A 17,517-nucleotide genomic window follows, 5' to 3' on the forward strand; every position below is an offset into this window, starting at 1 on the left:
GCCTATTTTTCTACATAACTTTCCCGGTCTACCTCGAGCAGCGGACTCTTTTCATTAGTGTAAATAATGTCAAGCTTGTACATCGCACGGGAAGTTATTGTATAAACTAATTGCGTTTCATCAACGCGATGATAATTATCTTTTGAAGCTGCCCACATGATAACAGCATCAAATTCAAGTCCTTTAGCTAAATATGACGGAATAACCAGTGTGCCGTCGACTAACCGCTGATTAGCGCTGGCAATCAATGTGGCCTTCACCCCATCATCTTTCAGTTTTTGTGCAACAATCTTCGCACTGGCTAAATCTTTAGTGATAACAGCTGTTGTCATTTTACCTTCATTATTTTGGGCTAAAATTTTTTCCAGCACTGCTACAGCCGCTGCATTAGTGGAGCGTCCCCAAAGTGCCGGTTTAGGTCCTTGCCGGTTAAAAGACTCAATTTTTTCACCTTGCCGTAAAATTTGCTTGGTAAAATTAGTCAGCTGCTCAGTTGACCGGTAGGACTTTGTCAACTGAACGACATCTGTTTTTTCAGGATCAAATAAACCGCTAATCTGCTTAAGCAAACTTCTACTTTCATCTTTAGTAAAAATAGCTTGGTTCAAGTCTCCCAACATTGTGAATTTGGCACGCGGGAAATTATATTTCAAATAACAAAGTTGAAACGGAGTGTAGTCCTGAATTTCATCAATAAACGCATACCGCATTTCATAATCAACATGACGCCCGGTAATTAGGTCATAGAGGTATAAATAGGCGGAAACATCACTCATGTGAATGTAATGCTTCATAAAGCTTTGTTTAACCTCTGCAACATGCTTTTCCCAATCCTCCACTGTGATTTGCCATTTAGCTAAATCAGTCATTTTAGGAACTGCACGGAGAAAATTCAGGTACTGCGCTCTCATGTTGATAAAATTATTGCGTCTAATTTGTTGGAAAACCTTATCTAGTGCTTTCACAACGATTTTACGACTAAGGAACTTTTCTTCTTTTTCTTCAGATTCAAATTCTTGGTCAGGATGATCATAAAGAGCATTCAATTGTTCTTGGCTCAAGTTTTGGATAGCGTCAGACACCCAAGCCTTCTTAGTTTCACCATTAATCTTGCGGTTAAGTGACTTAATTAATTCCTCTCTTGTAGCATCAATTCTGTTGCTTAAATTGTAATTATCGTTAAAGGAATAATAGAGTTCACTGATTTTTTCTTTGGTAAAAAATGGTCGTTTTTTATTACGGAAATAAATATTTTTAAAAATTAAGCCGCGCTTATTAAGGTATTTAGCATAATGGTGCAGTAAATTGAAAAAATTGGTAGAGTCTTTAAACTGACTAATGGCGGAATCAGCAGCGCTGTCTTCAAATTGATCAAATAAGTTTTCCACGGTCATTCCCGGCAACCTTCTAGCCACAAACTGCCAATAAGTCATTTGCACCATGTTTTGCTCGCCCATTTCAGGCAAAACGTTTTTAATATAATCGTTAAATAACTGGTTGGGGCTAAACATAATCACGTCACTGCTGGTTAAGTTGCCACGGTAGCGGTAAAGCAAGTAGGCAATACGCTGCAATATAGCAGAGGTTTTACCTGAGCCAGCAGCACCTTGTACAAAGAGCAAATCAGCACTGGTATTTCTGATGATTTTATTTTGCTCGCGTTGAATTGTCGTGACAATTGACTTCATCTGCGTGCTGGATTTTTCACCTAACACTTCCAGCAGCATTTGGTCACCAATGGATTCATTAGTATCAAACATATTAGTGATTTTGCCGTCTTCAATCATGAATTGCCGCTTTTTGGTCATGTCAACGGTAATCTCACCTTCTGGCGACATATAGGAGACTTTGCCAATCTTACCATCATAGTATATCGACGAAATTGGTGCTCGCCAGTCGTAAATCAGAAAATGATTATTTTTATCAGCAAAGGAACCCAGACCAATATAAATAGTCTCTGGCTTTTCACCATTTTCTTTAAAATCAACTCTGGCAAAATATGGTTTTTGCTCTAGTTTTTGTACTGTACTTAGCTGTTTGGCTGCATGCTGCCAGGCATTTTGCCGTTCATCAAGTAGTTGTTGTTGCTGATGAATAGACAGTGCAGTTTCCATTGAGGTTGAATAACCGTCATAATCCAATTTTACATCATCAAAAAAGTGTGAATTAAGATCTTGGGCCTCGCCTTCAGCGGATCTAATTGACGAAGACAGCTCGGCTTTCTTTGCTCTGATCATTTTCAAAATCTGGTCGAGATGTTTTTGTTCGAATTCTTTATCATTCATCGCTTTTGTCATAAACTCACCTATTTTTTTCAAAACTTGCATACTATTTTACCATGAAATCGGTTTATATTAAAACCTATTAACTATTTTTACAAAAAGGAAAAAATTTATGAAAGTTGAGCAATTAATAACTATAATTTTAAGTAATAAAGTTGGTAAAATATGATACTTTTACTATTTTTCTTATATAATGAAAGGTAATGGAGTTGATCAAGGCATGAAAAATATGCGCCATTTCTTAGCTAAACTGGCTTGTGCATTAATAGTTGTTTTAACAATTGGAAGTAATTTACCAGCAATTACAGATAATTCATCATCTGTGTGGTCTTCTCAAGTCATTTATGCCAAAAAAGCTAAGAAGAAAGCCAAGAAAAGTAAAAATACCAAGAAGAAAAAAGCAGCTGCTGTCGCCACATCTTGGCGTTGGAAAAAACCTAAGGCATCAGTCTATATTGATCTTGAAGACAACCAGGAACTTATTTCTGCTACAAACGATGCGATTGAGGCTTGGAACAAGACCGATGCCTTTACTTTTACCAAAGCAAGCAGTAGAAAAAAAGCCAATATTGTTGTTGAACAAGTTTATAGTCCCAACACCAACTATGCTGGTTACACCACTTTTCATTATTACGTGAAGACTGGAATTATGTATTCTGCCGTTACCAGATTAAACATTTATTATTTACAGAACTTTTCACCGTATAATTATACCTACGAACGTATTCTCAATACTGTAGAACACGAACTAGGGCACGCAATTGGACTTAAGCATAATAACGGTGTGTCTGTGATGTACCCAACGGGTTCACTATACCCTATTGAGCCTATTGATATTGACCGAGTAGATAAACTATATCACGAATAAATTTTTAGAGGTGCGGAGGAGAAAATGAAAAGAATATATATTGTTCGTCATGGTCAAACTTACATTAACCGTTACCACAAAATGCAGGGTTGGTGTGACACACCCTTGACAGACAAAGGTATAGCCGGCGCTGATCAAGCTGGTGAAATTTTAAAAGATATTCCTTTTGATATTGCTTTATCAAGTGATGTGAAAAGAGCTAGTGATACCTGCGACATCATTGTTAAGCACAATGTTAATCATGATGAAATTCAGCATATTGCGACGCCTTTCTTCCGTGAACACTTTTACGGCTACTTTGAAGGCATGGATATTGACGCTGCTTGGCAAATGATTGGCGGTCCTCACGGCTACCAGAACCACAGTGACTTATTTAAAAATGAACCAATTGACACCATTAAGAACTGGATTAAAGATGCAGACCCATTTCATGACGCGGAAAACGCGCAAGAATATTGGCAAAGACTTGATAAAGGCTTTAAATTAATTAGCCAATTAGATGGTGCCGAAAATATTTTACTTGTAACTCATGGTTTTACTATCCGCAGTATTGCAGATCGTTATGGTGATTTTGCTATTACCAAAGATCCACGCAATGCTTCTGTAACAGTTATGAATATGACTGAGCAAAAAATGAAAGTTGTTTCATATAACAAAACAAAGATATGATATTTTCCTGCAACTAGGAGGAGAACTTATGCAGTCTCAGGATGACCATTCTGCAATTACGGATAATTTGAACAATTGGAACGATCGGGCTGATGTTCATGCACATGGCGGTTATGGCAATCTGTCTGAATTTGCCCAGAACCCCGAGGCTATCACTACTACAGTGAAACATGACTTAGCAGTATTAAAGCCCTTTTTACCTGCCAATTCTGTTAAAAATAAGCGCTTACTGCATTTGCAATGTCACATTGGTGACGATACACTCAGCTGGGCACGTCTGGGAGCTAAAGACGTTTATGGGTTGGATTTTTCACCTACGGCTTTGAAACATGCACGTAATCTAGCCAAACAAGCTAAAACACCAATTACTTATGTCGAAGGCGATGCTCGTTTTGCGGCTGCAGCCATGCCTGAAAAATTAGGTCAATTTGACTTAATTGTCACTAGTGCTGGTACTATTACATGGCTTCCTGACCTTAAATCATGGGCAAACTCTATTGCGCGACTGTTAGCGGTCGGTGGCACTTTTATGATTAGGGACAGTCATCCAATATTATTTGCTTTAGACAATGCGGGATTGGAAATTATTCAAGATTATTTTAGCGGCACTGAAGTTACCTATCAGTCAGATGCTTCGTATACGCCTAATTCTGCTGGTAAAATAAAGCACCAGACTAATCATAATTGGGCTCATGACTTTGCTGAAATTATTAATTCATTGATTGCTGCGGGCTTAACCATTAAACAAGTTGGTGAGGAAAAAGTTACTGATTGGAAAGCTTTGCCATCATTAATCTATAGTAAAGAAGATGAGGGCTGGGTTCTTCCCTCTGATTCACCACAATTTCCCCTTGAGTTTTCAGTAGTTGCGCAAAAATTATCATAAACCCGCTTAAGTTCACTAAAAAGGCTAACTTTTATAATTATAAAAGTTAGCCTTTTAATGTAGTTTAGTTTATTTTTGACCTAAGATTGTATTTAAAATTTTTACTTAAAAAAATATTATCAGCTATCCACCAAAATAGACCTTCTGGACTTCTGGATTAGCTAATAGTTCTTTACCAGTGCCGCTTAATTGCACTACTCCAGTTGCAAGCACATACCCGCGATCAGCAATTGATAATGCTTGTTTAGCATTTTGCTCAATCAATAAAATAGTCGTGCCCTTTTCATTCAATTCTTTAATGATTTTAAAAATTTCCTGAATATATAAAGGCGAAAGCCCCATTGAGGGTTCATCTAATAACAGCAATTTGGGCTTTGCCATTAAGGCACGACCCATTGCCAGCATTTGCTGCTCACCACCAGACAGTGTGGCGGCATCTTGGTGACGCCTTTTTTGCAAAATAGGGAATCGTTTGAAGATTTCCTGATAAGTCTTTGCAGTTTCCTCATGATTTTTTTGGAGAAAGGCTCCCATTTGCAGATTTTCCATTACTGTCATCCCTGCAAAAATATGTCTGCCTTCTGCAACTTGTGAAATGCCGGCGCTGACGATTTGCGGGGCACTTTTATGTTCAATTTCTTTACCAAGATATAAAATCTGACCGCTCTTAGGCTTGAGCAATCCTGAAATTGTCTTGACAATAGTTGATTTGCCGGCACCATTAGCTCCGATTAAAGTTACTATTTCACCTTGATTAATTTCAAAACTGACGTTTTTAACTGCTTGAATGACACCATAGTTAACAGACAAATCTCGTACTTCTAACATAGCCATCTAGTCTTCACCCTCTCCTAGATATGCTTCAATCACTTTAGGATTTGCTTTGACTTCTTCTGGACTGCCAGTAGCAAGCATTTCTCCTTGATCAAGAACATAAATTCGTTCTGCTAAATTCATCACTAAAGACATGTCATGTTCTATTAGAAGAACGGTAATTTGAAATTCTTTTTGAATATATTTGATAAGATTGGTTAAGTCAGCTGTTTCCTCGGGATTCATACCGGCAGCGGGTTCATCTAAGAAAAGAATTTGCGGTTGTGTAGCTAAAGCACGGACAATTTCTAACCGTCTTTGTGTACCATAGGGCAAGTTTTTGGCAAGAGTATTTTCGTTTTCAGTTAAATCAAAAATTTGCAGTAGTTTTTGTGCCGCTTCTTTCATGTCTTTCTCAGTTTTATAATAACGGGGGAAACGAAAAACAGTGGTTAAAAAGCCTTCTTGGTACTCATTGGTCATCGCAGTCAAAACGTTATCCATGACAGATAAGTTTTTAAATAACCGAATATTCTGAAAAGTTCTGGATAAGCCCAAGTCAGCAATTTGGACAGCACTTTTATGGGTTAAGTCATAATTTTGATTATTAACTTGTAAATTGATTTTGCCGCTTGTTACCTGCACCATACCAGTTAACAAATTAAATAAAGTGGTCTTGCCCGCACCATTAGGTCCAATCAAGGCAACTAGTTCATGCTTATCTAAATGAAGTGAAACGTCATTAACTGCAGTCAATCCGCCAAATTTGCGCACTACATGTTCAACCTGTAATAAGTGTGCCATATACTAGCCTCTTTCCTTTTTGCCAAAATGGCGGGTTAAGTTTTTAAGTGAAAATTCCCAATTACCTAAAAGCCCAGATGGTTTGAAAATCATAATTAATATGAGGGCAATAGCATAGATAACCATTCTCAAAGAACCAAAGTTTTGTAAAACAGTATCTAAAACTCCCAGCACAGTTGCTGCTACAAATGTGCCTGTCATACTACCAACACCACCTAAAACAACTATAACTAAGATAGAAATTGATTCCATGATACCAAAATTTGATGGTGAAATTGTTTGTAAATAAGAGGCATGTAAACTGCCGGCGATAGCAGCAGTAGCTGCGCCCAATACAAAAGCAGCTAATTTCCATTTAGTAGTATTAATGCCCATTGCTTCGGCGGCTATCTCATCTTCACGCACAGCCTTAATTGCACGCCCATTTTTGGAACGAATAAAATTCATCAAAACAATTGTAGTCACACAAACTAAGATATAAACGGTAGGCCATGAACATAACTGGGGAATATTAAACATGCCGGCAGAGCCGCCCGTAATTTTCAAATTATTAATTACGTTGCGAATAATTTCGGCAGCCCCTAACGTGGCAATTGCCAGATAGTCGCCTTTCAAGCGAATAAATGTGGCTGTTCCAATCACACCCGCAATAATGACGGCTAAAAGCACACCTACTAGCAGTGAAAGCAAAAAACCAACTTCATTACTCATGTGTTGCGTAATGATTGCAGTAGCGTACGCACCAATTGCCATAAAACCGGCATGACCCAGTGAAAACTGACCGCTAAAGCCGATAATCAGGTTCAAACCTGTTGCCAAAATAATATTAATGCCAATCGTAACCAGCATGTTTTCAATAAAATCATCAATTACGCCAACTATGATTAAGGCGTTGATTAAGTAAAAGCCGGCTACCATAATTACGAGCCACGATAAAATGTATTTCCAATTAACCTTCATTTTGCCACCTATACCTTTTCCTTGGCATTTTTGCCGAAAATACCTGCTGGTAAAAAGAGCAAAATGACTATTAACACAAGATAAACTACTGCATCTTTATATGCGGACAAACCGATAGATTGGAAGAAGGTTTCTAAAATACCGATTAAGAAGCCACCAAGTGAGGCACCGGGTACCGAACCAATTCCTCCTAAAACGGCTGCCACAAAGGCTTTAATACCGGGAGTCATCCCCATTAAAGGATCAATTTGATTATAGTACATGCCAATCAGCACTCCTGCCGCACCAGCTAAAGCTGAACCCAAGGCAAAAGTAAAAGAAATTGTGTGATTAACATTAACTCCAACTAATTCGGCAGCAGCAGGATCAACAGATACAGCCCGCATTGCACGTCCCATCTTAGTTTTTTTAATAATCAGTTGCAGTGAAACCATTAGTATCAAAGCAGTTACTAAAATTAAAATTTGAATATTGGAAATTTGAACGCCGCCAAAAACATAGTTGACTTGTTCAATTACCTGCGGAAAACTACGTGCGTTTGAACCCACAAAGTAAGACATGCCATTTTCAAGTAAAAATGAAACTCCGATAGCTGTTATTAAGACAGCAATTCGCGGTGATTTACGCAATGGTCTATAAGCAAAATACTCGATCACTACACCCGAAACCGCTCCAACAATCATTGCTGAAAGTAATGCCGTGATGAAGTTAAAATGCCAAGCATTAATTACATAGTAGGCAAAGAATGCCCCTAGCATGTAGATATCGCCATGAGCAAAGTTAATTAAATTAATAATGCCGTAAACCATGCTATAGCCTAACGCCAGCAAGGCATATATTGAGCCCAGTGACAAGGCATTAATGATTTGCTGTAATACTGTTTGCAAATTTAAGCGCCCCTTTTAAATTTTGGATCTATTCAACACTAAATGAATTACTTACTTTGCCATTAGTCATTTCTTCAATTGCAATTGGCATTTCTGGGTCATGAGTTTTATTAACTGTAATCTTACCGGTAACCCCATCAAAATCTTTTATCTTAGCTAAGCCGGCAGCGACTTTAGTTGAATCATCTGATTTTTGTTGTTCAATGGCAGTCTTAACCATGTAGACTGCATCATAAGCTAAAGCTGAAAATGTTGGCGCCGGTGCATGATAACGAGCTTTAAAGGCATTCATAAACTTGACAGCTGTTGGATTTTTAGCAGCTACACGAGTGGAAAATGGTGTAGTGTAGTATACTTTGGTAGCATTCTTAGCACCAGCAATTTGGGCAAGTTTAGGATCAGCCATACCGTCACTACCCACAATTGGCACTTTAATACCCATTTGCCGTGCCTGCTTAACAATCAGACCAACTTCTGTGTAATAGCCCGGAACATAAATAGCGTCAATCTTCTTTGACTTAAATGAAGTTAAAACGGCATTAAAGTCCTTGTCACCTTCTGAATATGTTTGGCTATCAACTACTTTACCTTTATATGTATTCTTAAAGGCTTTTGCTAAACCAGTACCGTAATCACTTGAATTATCAGCGTAAACGGCTACACGCTTTGCTTTCAGCTTCTTTGTGACAAACTTAGCGGCACTTTCTCCTTGGAAATTGTTTTGGAAACAAGCTCTAAAAACGTATGGTTGAACCTTGCCGTTTTTCTGTTTAGTGTAATCAGGATCAGTTGCAGAAGGACTCACGCTAGGAACTGCTGCTTTAGTAATGTTAGGAATTTCAGCTGTTCCCGCATTAGTAGTGGCCGGCCCTACAATTGCTGCCACCTTATCTTTATTTACCAGTTGTGCTGCTACTGAAGCAGAAGTGGCAATCGCTGTTTTGTTATCGCGAATAATCAGCTTAATTTTCTTTTTATGACCGTTAACATCAATGCCGCCAGCCTTGTTAATTTCAGCTGCTGCTAGCTGAATTCCCTGTTTTTGGGCATTTCCGTAACCTGCAGCCGTGCCAGATAATTCCATGTTGACACCAATTTTGACAGTGTCTTTATCTTGATGAGTACCGCTACTGTTACTATTCTTGGCAACTGAACAACCTGCCATCATAAAGGCGGCTGTTCCTACCGTTAGGATACCCATCATTTTTTTAGTAAACTTGTTCATCATTTTCTCCTTCTATAACTAGCCTGGTAACAAAAACCTCATTCAACTTAATGAATGAGGCCCAAGATAGTTATTTGTTAAGCCCTATTCATTAAGACGCAAACAAGGGCTCAACATGTTAATTACTAAAAGTAATTCTTTCACGCTAAGTCCTACGCGACAACAACAAGGCAATCAAATTTTGAGAAATGCTGTTTCTAATGTTGATTCGTTTACTTAAAAATTGATATTTCATTAAAATTGCCTCCTCAAAATTTAATTTAATACTTAGGATTATAAGTAAAGGTATGTGGCATGTCAAGTACAATTAGTAATTATTTTGAACAAATTTCTAAGTTTTTTTTATTAATCCTGCTGGCAATAGGATTAGCAGCTGGCAAAATACTATTTGCACTTGCTCACAAATTAAGCATGTGATCTTATGAACTTTATGGTAAAATAAAGTTGTTGAGAAGGAGGCATAATATGTTTGCTACAGTTTTTTACTGGATTATAATTGCTGCTACCGGTCTTTGGGGAGTATGGTCAGCAGTCTGGTCGATGATATATGTTGCTAAACATGAAAACGGCAACTTATGGATTTTTGCAATAATTAATGTTTTGATTTTAGCTTTATTAGGTCTGGCTGATTTGATCTATAGCACTGAAGGCAATCAGTGGTATTGGTTTTCTTCCACTAGGGCAGACATTAGCCTTTTGGTATATATGCTTATTGCATATTGCGCTTTGGTAGTTTTGCAAGTATTGTTCGGCATTACACGTAAGCCTAAAAAAGCTTAAAATTAAAACTAACAATCATCTTTAGTACCTTAAAAAGTTTTTACTAATATCGAAAAAGGAGGTTGAATAATCAACCTCCTTTTTTGATATTTAATAATTTCTGGTAAGCATTTTTTGAACTATCTCAACAACTTCATCATATCCAGAATAATTGCTAAATTTATCTTTAAGCAGTACCAACGCATTACTCGTAAAGTCATTTGCTAACTTCTGGGCATGCCTAATGCCGCCTAATTCATTGACCAAATATTCTATTTGGGTTAACTCACTAGAACTTATGCCTTTACCTTTCTTAACGAGCCTATTTAATTTACCAGTAGTATCTTTTTTTAAGGCAAAAATTAGTGGCCCGGTATAAACACCATTAACTACATCAGATAAAACCGGCTTTTTTAATTCAGCAGTTGACGCAGTGTAATCTAAAATATCATCCCGCAATTGAAACGCTTGTCCAAATAGCACACCCACTTGCTGAGCACTTCTGGCCAGTCTTTTGTTAAGACCGCCTTCAAGCGCCCCAATATAACAGGCATAACCAAACAGACTTGCCGTTTTACCCCGAATCTGTTCAAGATATTCTTTTTCACTAATTGCAGTATCGTATTCATTACTAAACTGAGTAGTCTCACCTGCAAGAATTTTTTGCATTGTAGTACCATTAACACGCAGATTGGTTATTTTTGAAGTATTTTCACTCAGTAGCTGCAGGGAAAGAGCAAATAAATAGTCTCCAGCATAGAGCGCAATGGTCTTGCCATATTTCGCCTGCACTGATTCCCTGCCCCTTCTGACACTGGAATTGTCTATAATATCATCATGAATTAACGTCGCATTATGCAGGATTTCAACCGAACCGGCAATATTAATTAGTCTTTCCTTTTTTGGTTCACCACCCATATTGCCAAAAAGTAAGACAAAACTGGGACGTAATTGTTTGCCTGGCTTGGAAAATGTGTACCTGATTGCCTCTCCCAATTTACCTTTGGGTGCTTTGATATTTTTTTGAATGGTACTTTGGACTTGTTTTAATTCTTTTTCTAGCCTTGACATGTTAAATACCTTTATTAATTATCCCTTTAATAAAACTCAATGCATCAACGTAATGCATTAAAAAACTACTGACAAGACCAACTATTGTTCCAGAAAGAATTCCGAATACTGTCAATAATGGCAGATATAATAAAACATATTTACTTTGCGCTATTAGTACGGCAATTAATAATTGACCAAAATTATGACAGACGCCGCCAAGGATTGATACTCCTATTATGCTCAGAAATCTGGGAACCAACGGTAAAAATATTTTCATTAAAAACAGACTTAAAAATGAACCTGCAGCAGCAAATAAAAAGGTACTGGTGCCCCCTGTCATCAAAGCGGCTAATACTAAGCGCAAAAACGTCAATAAAATACAATCTTTAAAAGGCAAAATCATTAATGCCATCATCGTAATAATGTTGGTTAAGCCAAGCCTAGCACCAGGTGCAAAGAAAAAGGGCGAAGGAAACATTTGCTCAACCACGCTAAGAATAATTCCTTGTGAGCATAAAATTCCTGTAAACACATACGTGCGTAAATAATTATTTGTTTCAGTCATAATACTTAAATCTATTCATCATCAATTTGATTTTCGCTTTTCAATTCAACTAAAAATTTGTGTGGCAAGCAAACAATTGTATCTCCGCTTTTACTTTTCCAGCCTTCTTTAATGCATACTTGGTCCTTGCAGTTAGCATCAATTACGCGAATTTTGTGGTTTTTCACCTGAACAATATTAATTTTACCGTCTTTTTGATACTGCCATTTTTGGTCATGATCTAAAGAAAGCTTTTTGACTTGGCGATTATTAACTTTAACTATACCGATAACTCGATTACTCTCTTTGCTGGAGTTATGCACCATATAAAAGGGCGTGAAACTGATAATTAATAAAATTACTACAATTAAAAAGTCACCGAGTTTAAGCCTCTTTAAAAATTCCATGTTTTACCTCACTAACAATTAAAACTAAAAAAGTCTTATAGATAAAACCATAGGACTTTTTAGAATTACCATTGTTAGTTTTTTATTCCATTTTTATCAACGTGGTAAATCGGCTTCAAGACGCCATATCTCAGCTTAGTCAGCTTCTTTTCCAGCCACGGAACAAACCACATATCAAGACCGAATGCTCTACCTGAACCATTCATTACAGCGATAGCAGCAAATACCATCCAGACATTGACCCAGTAGTTCATCCCTGATAAGCAGAAAATAGCTACGAAGATTGCGCTCATGCCACCAGCAAACCACGTGCATAAGCCTAATACTAGCATAATTCCTAAAACAATTTCCAAACACGTCATAGTCTTTTGTGCTACTAGTGCAGCTTCTTTATTAGGGATTAGAACTTTAGTTACTGCTTGCACCCAACTTGGCATTTTATCAAAAACTGCCATTGGGGAATGACCATAATCATAATTGAGGGAAAATAGAGCAGAGGCAGCAGTTGTAGCGGCTTTACCACTTGCGGCAGTTGTAGCCGCTGCCTTCTGTGAAGCACCACTGGTAGCAGCTTGAATCAGCCACGGGAACTGCAATTGCAGCTTGTCAGTGAACCAAGAGCCACTCCCCTGTACCTTGTACCAGCAGTCAACCAACCACATCAAGCCTAAATAAATTCTCAAAGGTACTGCCCATAAAACGTTGCCGTACCTATTAAGGTTGCCCCGCCATAAAGTAGGCCGTTTAATTCTGAACCATTCGTCCATTACATAGTGGAAAAGATAGTAACCGGAATAGATTTCCATAAAGTAAATCATGTCCACTACGTCTTTCATCAAGATAGCGAAAAAGCCACTCAGATGGAAAGTATTAACTAAAGACGCTACACCCCAACTAGGTCCAAGCGAAACCATAAAGCCGGAATAGGTACCCTTAAATTTAACGGGTTCACCGCCGTTAATCTGACTTAAAATATTCCTCAAAGCACATTTACCAGCAGATTCAGCTCCCTGAACCACCTGTGGTTCACCACGACCGCTGCCGTCAGCATCATAAAGAGCCACATCACCTATGACATAAACATGGGGATCGGTTGGAATTTGTGAATATTCATTAACTAAAATTCTACCGCCTCTACCAGTTTCAAAGCCAAAGTTTTCAGCTGTAGCAACAGCCTTAACACCAGCAGTCCAGATCAATGTCCTCGTTGGATACGTTGAACCGTCTTTCAGGTCAATATAATTTTCATGAACACCCACTACACCTGTATTGACTTTAATATCTACGCCCTGCTTTAAGAGATATTTCTCCGCCTTGTCAGCATCAGCGCGATCAAGCATATTCATTACCGTTGGCGCCATTTCCATCATGGTTATCTTGAGGTCGTCTTTTTGCAAATTATATTTTTTAGCTAAATCACCACGCCAGGAGTTTAATTCCCCAGCCATCTCGGTTCCGGTAAAGCCAGTACCAACAACGACGAAGTTGAGGTATTGTGCCCTTTTTTCAGGATCTCTTTCTTGAGAGCCTAAATGAACCATCATATCAATGTGATCCCGCAGTTTTTCTGCATCATCAAGATTGCCTAAAACAAAGCCGTTTTCTTTAACACCAGGAGTGTTAAAGTCATTAGGCTGCGAACCAATAGCTAAAATGACGTAATCGTATGGATAAGTGCAGTTATCGCCAATAACTTTTTTGGCAGATTGATCAATTTTAGTAATATTGTCAGTTACTACATCAACGTTTTTTCTCCGTGAAAATAAACGCTGCAGATCATACTTAAGACTCTTAGCTTCTACTCGGTTAGCTGCTACTTCGTGTAAAGAAGTCATCATGGTCATATAGGGATTTTTATCAATCAGCGTAATTTTAACATCATGCCGCTTTTTTAATTTTTTGGCAAGATGCTTGGTGGTATACAGACCGCCGTAACCGCCGCCAATTACTACAATATTCGTTTCAGCCACTTTTAACACTCCTTAATGCAAATGTACTAGTTGTCTTTTATTATACTAGTATTTACATTTATGGTAAAGTGGCTACTTTCACAATCTTTCATAATTTTGTTTTTGTTACGCGCTTTCTTTGCTGTTAAAATAACTTTTTTGTTTTTAAATTTTGTAGTTGCACAAAGTAAAACTGTATTTTATAATCTAATTAAGTGAATGTGTACACAATGTTATATGGTTTGATATTATCACTGAGGGAGATATTATGAAAAATAATAAATTTATAACCAGCACAGCTATTTTGGCACTTTCTACGCTTTTGCTTAGTGCTTGTTCAACTACGGCTAAGAAAAGTTCTTCAAGCGATTCTAAGCCAAAAGAAAGTCAGGTTGAGAAAAAGAAAACCCCTAAGCAGATTGCCGGTGGCAAATTACAAGATGGAGTTTACAAGTTAGTCGAAGACAATTATTTCAATGGCTATAAAGTAAAGGTTTCTATGACCGTTAAAGATGGCAAGGTTACAGACACTAGCTATGATAATGTAGACAAGAATGGTAAATCAAAGGCGAAAGACGCTAAATATGAAGCACAAATGAAGAAGTATTCTCAAGCAAAAATCGGTCCTAAAGAATACATCCCTAAATTGCAAAAATCATTTGCCGCTAGTGGCGCTAATTCAAGCGCTATCCAAGTCGTTTCCGGTGCTACCAGTTCAAGCACCACTTTAAAGAACTATGTCAACCAGTTAACACAGGCAGCTCAAAAGGGCGATACTGCTACCATTCACATCAATAACAATCAAAAATTAAAAGACGGCACATATAAATTAGCAGAAAAGAACTACAGCCACGGTTACCGTCAAGTGTTAACCATGGTAGTTAAAAAAGGCAAAGTCAGTGATTTTAAATACGACCAAATTAACAAAAAAGGTGTTTCCAAGACCAAGAATGCTGCTTACGAAAAGCAAATGAAGAAAGTTAACAAAGTTGGACCGAAAGAATACATTCCAAAATTACAGGAAGAATTCTTAAAAGCTAAAGGAAACACCGAAAAAGTTCAAGCAGTTTCAGGAGCAACAGAGTCTTCTCATTCATTTATCGCTTATGCTGATCAACTAATTAATGCCGCACAAAAGGGTGAAAGCGGAACTATCAAGGTTGACAATATTGTTTATCAAGAATAAAAAGTTAATTAGTTAATTACAAAAAGAGTGACATTTAGCCGCTCTTTTTTATTAGGAGAAATAAGTGATATGACCAAGCAACCAAACAAGTTTATGCTGGTAATTGCAGTATTATTAGCATGTTTTAGCCTAACTTCTTGCTCAACTCAAAGTAAAACTAGTGCCCCGACAAAAACACCTGTTACCACTACTCCCACTTCAGATACCCAATTTTTAATGGGAACAGTTTGCACCATCAAAATTTACAACAAACACCAGCAAAAAGCCCTGAAGGCCGGCTTTAACCGAATTAAGGAATTAGCAGCTCAAACCACAGTTAATCAAAAAGGCAGTGAAATAGACAAAATCAACAGGTATGCCGGAATTAAACCAGTCAAAGTTACCCCTACTATTTACCGTATGTGTAAAGACGCCTATCATTACAGCAAAATTTCTGCTGGTACGTTCGACTTAACAATTGGACCAATTACCAGCTTATGGCGAATAGGCTTCCCCGATGCCCATAAACCTAAAGCAAGTACCATCAAAAAACGGCTACCGTTAGTTAATTACCGTAATGTGGTTTTTAACGACCAAAAACGCACCGTTTTCTTAAAGAAAAAGAAGATGATGCTTGATTTAGGAGGAATGGCTAAAGGCTTTATTTCTGATGAAGTCATGAAAGTCTTGCAAAAAAAGGGCGTCACCAGTGCCATTATTGATCTGGGCGGCAATATCTACGTTTTAGGCAACTCCCCAACCAATAACAGTAATTGGACCGTGGGGATTCAAGACCCCAGTGCTGCGCGGGGTGATGCGATCGGCTCCTTACCGGAAAAGAATGCTACTGCAGTAACATCAGGCATTTATGAGCGTTATCTCAAAGTCGGAAACAAAATTTATAGTCACTTAATGGATCCCCAAACGGGTTACCCTTGTCAAAACAACTTGTTAAGTGTCACAATTATTGCTAAGCGGTCAACCACAGGTGATGGACTGTCAACTGCAGTATATAATCGCGGACTGAAAAAGGGCTATGACTATGTAGAACATCTGTCTGGCGTAGAGGCAATTTTTATTACTAAAAAGAAAAAAGTCTACGTCACCTCGGGCTTAAAGCATAAATTCAAACTGTTTACGGATAATGGTTATCAACTGGCAAAGATAAAAACCAGCAATTAATTTTGGATAAATAAAGACAATATTTTGAAAGGAAAACCAATGGAGGCTAAAAAGAAGTACAGTCACTTTACAGTAACCGATTTTTTTGAGTTGGTGCGGCTTAATACCAAGCTCAATAGTTTAATGCCTTATTTATTAGGAATTCTATTTGCTTACTTTTATTTTCATACTTTTAATTGGCAAAATTCTTTAATATACTTAGTTGCTCAAGGCGCAATCGCTTTATTTGTGACTGGTTTTAATAACGTTCAGGACTATCGTCTGGCTAAAAGCAAAGATTATCAAAAAGAACATAATTTAATTGGCAAACGTAATTTATCACCGACAACTGCAATGACGGTTATGCTTACTCTGCTTTTAATCGCAGCAGTCTTAGGAATTTGGCTAACTGTGCGAACCAATCTTTTTATTTTGCTGATCGGCGCCCCCGGACTTTTTGTGGCTGTATTTTACACCTACGGCCCCGTTCCCTTTTCCCGAGTACCGCTAGGCGAAATTCTTGCTGGCTTATTCGAAGGACTGGGAATTACGTTCTTAGCCGTTTACATCAATTCACCAGTAACGCAATTAGCCTATTTAAACTTTGATTGGCCGCAATTTATTGTTGGGGGCAATTTAGCCAACCTCTTGTTAATTTTTTGGGTAGCTTTACCCCAAGCATTCTTTAACGCAGCGACAATGCTGGCGGATAATACCTGCGACTTAAAACAAGATCTGGCTAACGGACGCCATACCCTCCCCTCATACATTGGCGTAAAAAATTCATTAAACTTATTCAGTTTTTTAACTCTGGCACCATTTGCTATAGTTGCTATCAGCGTCATATTCCGTCTTTTACCCATTTGGCAACTATTAATTTTTGTAACTTTGCCGAAGCTCTATAAAAACGTGCAGGCATTCAGACAGAAGCAGACCAAGGATATGGCTTTCTGGGTTGATGAAGATAATATCAAACACCGGGTACCCACAACTTTTGATTTAGCACCGCAAAATTTATTTTGGTTTCAGTTAATGCAAGTTTGCGGACTAATTTTAGGCATTATCTTTCATTAATTAAAGACGCT

The 17,517-nt window shown here is 37.9% G+C and carries 17 protein-coding genes; 7 read left to right on the top strand and 10 right to left on the bottom strand.

The genetic code is table 11. From position 1 onward, the window contains the following. Positions 1 to 2 precede the first annotated feature (2 nt). Complete coding sequence (helD, locus tag H3T47_RS00605; protein WP_199282199.1) at positions 3 to 2,297, bottom strand: RNA polymerase recycling motor HelD; 2,295 nt, start codon at positions 2,295 to 2,297, stop codon at positions 3 to 5. Between the two features lie 178 nt (positions 2,298 to 2,475). On the opposite strand from helD, the gene H3T47_RS00610 reads away from it, so the two are divergent. The 3 genes from H3T47_RS00610 to H3T47_RS00620 are packed head-to-tail and all read left to right on the top strand — an operon-like array spanning position 2,476 to position 4,705. Continuing rightward, a complete protein-coding gene (locus H3T47_RS00610; protein ID WP_199282200.1) occupies positions 2,476 to 3,150 on the top strand; it encodes a matrixin family metalloprotease in 675 nt (224 codons plus the stop codon). Between the two features lie 24 nt (positions 3,151 to 3,174). Next, entirely contained in the window at positions 3,175 to 3,819 is a 645-nt protein-coding gene (locus H3T47_RS00615; protein WP_199282201.1) for a histidine phosphatase family protein, read from the top strand. Between the two features lie 28 nt (positions 3,820 to 3,847). Further along, the gene (locus tag H3T47_RS00620; RefSeq protein WP_199282202.1) at positions 3,848 to 4,705 is read left to right on the top strand and encodes a bifunctional 2-polyprenyl-6-hydroxyphenol methylase/3-demethylubiquinol 3-O-methyltransferase UbiG; all 858 of its coding nucleotides are present in this window, start codon (positions 3,848 to 3,850) and stop codon (positions 4,703 to 4,705) included. A gap of 123 nt (positions 4,706 to 4,828) precedes the next feature. Here the strand turns inward: H3T47_RS00620 and H3T47_RS00625 are convergent, their stop codons facing one another. Genes H3T47_RS00625 through H3T47_RS00645 form a run of 5 tightly spaced genes read right to left on the bottom strand, consistent with a single transcriptional unit; the run spans position 4,829 to position 9,397 of the window. Then, positions 4,829 to 5,539 (bottom strand): ABC transporter ATP-binding protein, encoded by a 711-nt coding sequence (locus tag H3T47_RS00625; protein ID WP_162542253.1) that lies wholly within the window; start codon positions 5,537 to 5,539, stop codon positions 4,829 to 4,831. Further along, the gene (locus tag H3T47_RS00630; RefSeq protein ID WP_199282203.1) at positions 5,540 to 6,322 is read right to left on the bottom strand and encodes an ABC transporter ATP-binding protein; all 783 of its coding nucleotides are present in this window, start codon (positions 6,320 to 6,322) and stop codon (positions 5,540 to 5,542) included. It lies immediately after the preceding gene. A gap of 3 nt (positions 6,323 to 6,325) precedes the next feature. Beyond that, positions 6,326 to 7,282: a branched-chain amino acid ABC transporter permease gene (locus H3T47_RS00635; RefSeq protein WP_109917960.1), complete on the bottom strand. Its 957-nt coding sequence runs from the start codon at positions 7,280 to 7,282 to the stop codon at positions 6,326 to 6,328. Between the two features lie 8 nt (positions 7,283 to 7,290). Next, positions 7,291 to 8,169, bottom strand: a complete 879-nt coding sequence (locus H3T47_RS00640; protein ID WP_038520996.1) for a branched-chain amino acid ABC transporter permease — start codon at positions 8,167 to 8,169, stop codon at positions 7,291 to 7,293. Positions 8,170 to 8,197: 28 nt separating this feature from the next. After that, a complete protein-coding gene (locus tag H3T47_RS00645) occupies positions 8,198 to 9,397 on the bottom strand; it encodes an ABC transporter substrate-binding protein (protein ID WP_038520994.1) in 1,200 nt (399 codons plus the stop codon). Positions 9,398 to 9,859: 462 nt separating this feature from the next. Between H3T47_RS00645 and H3T47_RS00650 the strand changes: the two genes are divergently transcribed. Then, positions 9,860 to 10,174, top strand: a complete 315-nt coding sequence (locus H3T47_RS00650) for a hypothetical protein (protein WP_199282204.1) — start codon at positions 9,860 to 9,862, stop codon at positions 10,172 to 10,174. Positions 10,175 to 10,264: 90 nt separating this feature from the next. Here H3T47_RS00650 and H3T47_RS00655 read toward each other — a convergent pair whose 3' ends face one another. The 4 genes from H3T47_RS00655 to H3T47_RS00670 form a co-directional block, all read right to left on the bottom strand. Next, complete coding sequence (locus tag H3T47_RS00655) at positions 10,265 to 11,224, bottom strand: polyprenyl synthetase family protein (protein ID WP_199282205.1); 960 nt, start codon at positions 11,222 to 11,224, stop codon at positions 10,265 to 10,267. 1 nt (position 11,225) lies between these two features. Then, positions 11,226 to 11,771 carry a Gx transporter family protein gene (locus H3T47_RS00660; RefSeq protein WP_199282206.1) on the bottom strand — a complete coding sequence of 182 codons (546 nt, stop codon included), beginning with the start codon at positions 11,769 to 11,771 and terminating at the stop codon, positions 11,226 to 11,228. An 11-nt stretch (positions 11,772 to 11,782) separates the two neighbouring features. Next, positions 11,783 to 12,157 (bottom strand): NusG domain II-containing protein, encoded by a 375-nt coding sequence (locus tag H3T47_RS00665; RefSeq protein ID WP_199282207.1) that lies wholly within the window; start codon positions 12,155 to 12,157, stop codon positions 11,783 to 11,785. A 74-nt stretch (positions 12,158 to 12,231) separates the two neighbouring features. Next, a complete protein-coding gene (locus H3T47_RS00670; RefSeq protein ID WP_199282208.1) occupies positions 12,232 to 14,127 on the bottom strand; it encodes an FAD-dependent oxidoreductase in 1,896 nt (631 codons plus the stop codon). 247 nt (positions 14,128 to 14,374) lie between these two features. On the opposite strand from H3T47_RS00670, the gene pplA reads away from it, so the two are divergent. The 3 genes from pplA (at position 14,375) to H3T47_RS00685 (ending at position 17,506) form a co-directional block, all read left to right on the top strand. Next, a complete protein-coding gene (gene pplA / locus H3T47_RS00675; RefSeq protein ID WP_199282209.1) occupies positions 14,375 to 15,292 on the top strand; it encodes an extracellular electron transfer flavoprotein PplA in 918 nt (305 codons plus the stop codon). 69 nt (positions 15,293 to 15,361) lie between these two features. Next, on the top strand, positions 15,362 to 16,453 hold the full coding sequence (locus H3T47_RS00680) for an FAD:protein FMN transferase (protein ID WP_199282210.1): 1,092 nt from the start codon (positions 15,362 to 15,364) through the stop codon (positions 16,451 to 16,453). 39 nt (positions 16,454 to 16,492) lie between these two features. Next, positions 16,493 to 17,506, top strand: a complete 1,014-nt coding sequence (locus tag H3T47_RS00685; RefSeq protein ID WP_199282211.1) for a UbiA family prenyltransferase — start codon at positions 16,493 to 16,495, stop codon at positions 17,504 to 17,506. The last annotated feature ends 11 nt before the right edge of the window (positions 17,507 to 17,517 follow it).

The sequence above is a fragment of the Lactobacillus sp. W8093 genome, assembly GCF_016100925.1.
Taxonomy (GTDB): domain Bacteria; phylum Bacillota; class Bacilli; order Lactobacillales; family Lactobacillaceae; genus Lactobacillus; species Lactobacillus helsingborgensis.

What these genes read in the sequence shown, in the direction of transcription:
- H3T47_RS00620 (WP_199282202.1), top strand. Translation starts at nt 3,848, where the DNA reads ATGCAGTCTCAGGATGACCATTCTGCAATTACGGATAATTTGAACAAT.
- H3T47_RS00625 (WP_162542253.1), bottom strand. Translation starts at nt 5,539, where the DNA reads ATGGCTATGTTAGAAGTACGAGATTTGTCTGTTAACTATGGTGTCATT.
- helD (WP_199282199.1), bottom strand. Translation starts at nt 2,297, where the DNA reads ATGACAAAAGCGATGAATGATAAAGAATTCGAACAAAAACATCTCGAC.
- H3T47_RS00645 (WP_038520994.1), bottom strand. Translation starts at nt 9,397, where the DNA reads ATGATGAACAAGTTTACTAAAAAAATGATGGGTATCCTAACGGTAGGA.
- H3T47_RS00650 (WP_199282204.1), top strand. Translation starts at nt 9,860, where the DNA reads ATGTTTGCTACAGTTTTTTACTGGATTATAATTGCTGCTACCGGTCTT.
- H3T47_RS00655 (WP_199282205.1), bottom strand. Translation starts at nt 11,224, where the DNA reads ATGTCAAGGCTAGAAAAAGAATTAAAACAAGTCCAAAGTACCATTCAA.
- H3T47_RS00660 (WP_199282206.1), bottom strand. Translation starts at nt 11,771, where the DNA reads ATGACTGAAACAAATAATTATTTACGCACGTATGTGTTTACAGGAATT.
- H3T47_RS00635 (WP_109917960.1), bottom strand. Translation starts at nt 7,282, where the DNA reads ATGAAGGTTAATTGGAAATACATTTTATCGTGGCTCGTAATTATGGTA.
- H3T47_RS00665 (WP_199282207.1), bottom strand. Translation starts at nt 12,157, where the DNA reads ATGGAATTTTTAAAGAGGCTTAAACTCGGTGACTTTTTAATTGTAGTA.
- H3T47_RS00680 (WP_199282210.1), top strand. Translation starts at nt 15,362, where the DNA reads ATGACCAAGCAACCAAACAAGTTTATGCTGGTAATTGCAGTATTATTA.
- H3T47_RS00685 (WP_199282211.1), top strand. Translation starts at nt 16,493, where the DNA reads ATGGAGGCTAAAAAGAAGTACAGTCACTTTACAGTAACCGATTTTTTT.
- H3T47_RS00630 (WP_199282203.1), bottom strand. Translation starts at nt 6,322, where the DNA reads ATGGCACACTTATTACAGGTTGAACATGTAGTGCGCAAATTTGGCGGA.
- H3T47_RS00615 (WP_199282201.1), top strand. Translation starts at nt 3,175, where the DNA reads ATGAAAAGAATATATATTGTTCGTCATGGTCAAACTTACATTAACCGT.
- pplA (WP_199282209.1), top strand. Translation starts at nt 14,375, where the DNA reads ATGAAAAATAATAAATTTATAACCAGCACAGCTATTTTGGCACTTTCT.
- H3T47_RS00610 (WP_199282200.1), top strand. Translation starts at nt 2,476, where the DNA reads ATGAAAGGTAATGGAGTTGATCAAGGCATGAAAAATATGCGCCATTTC.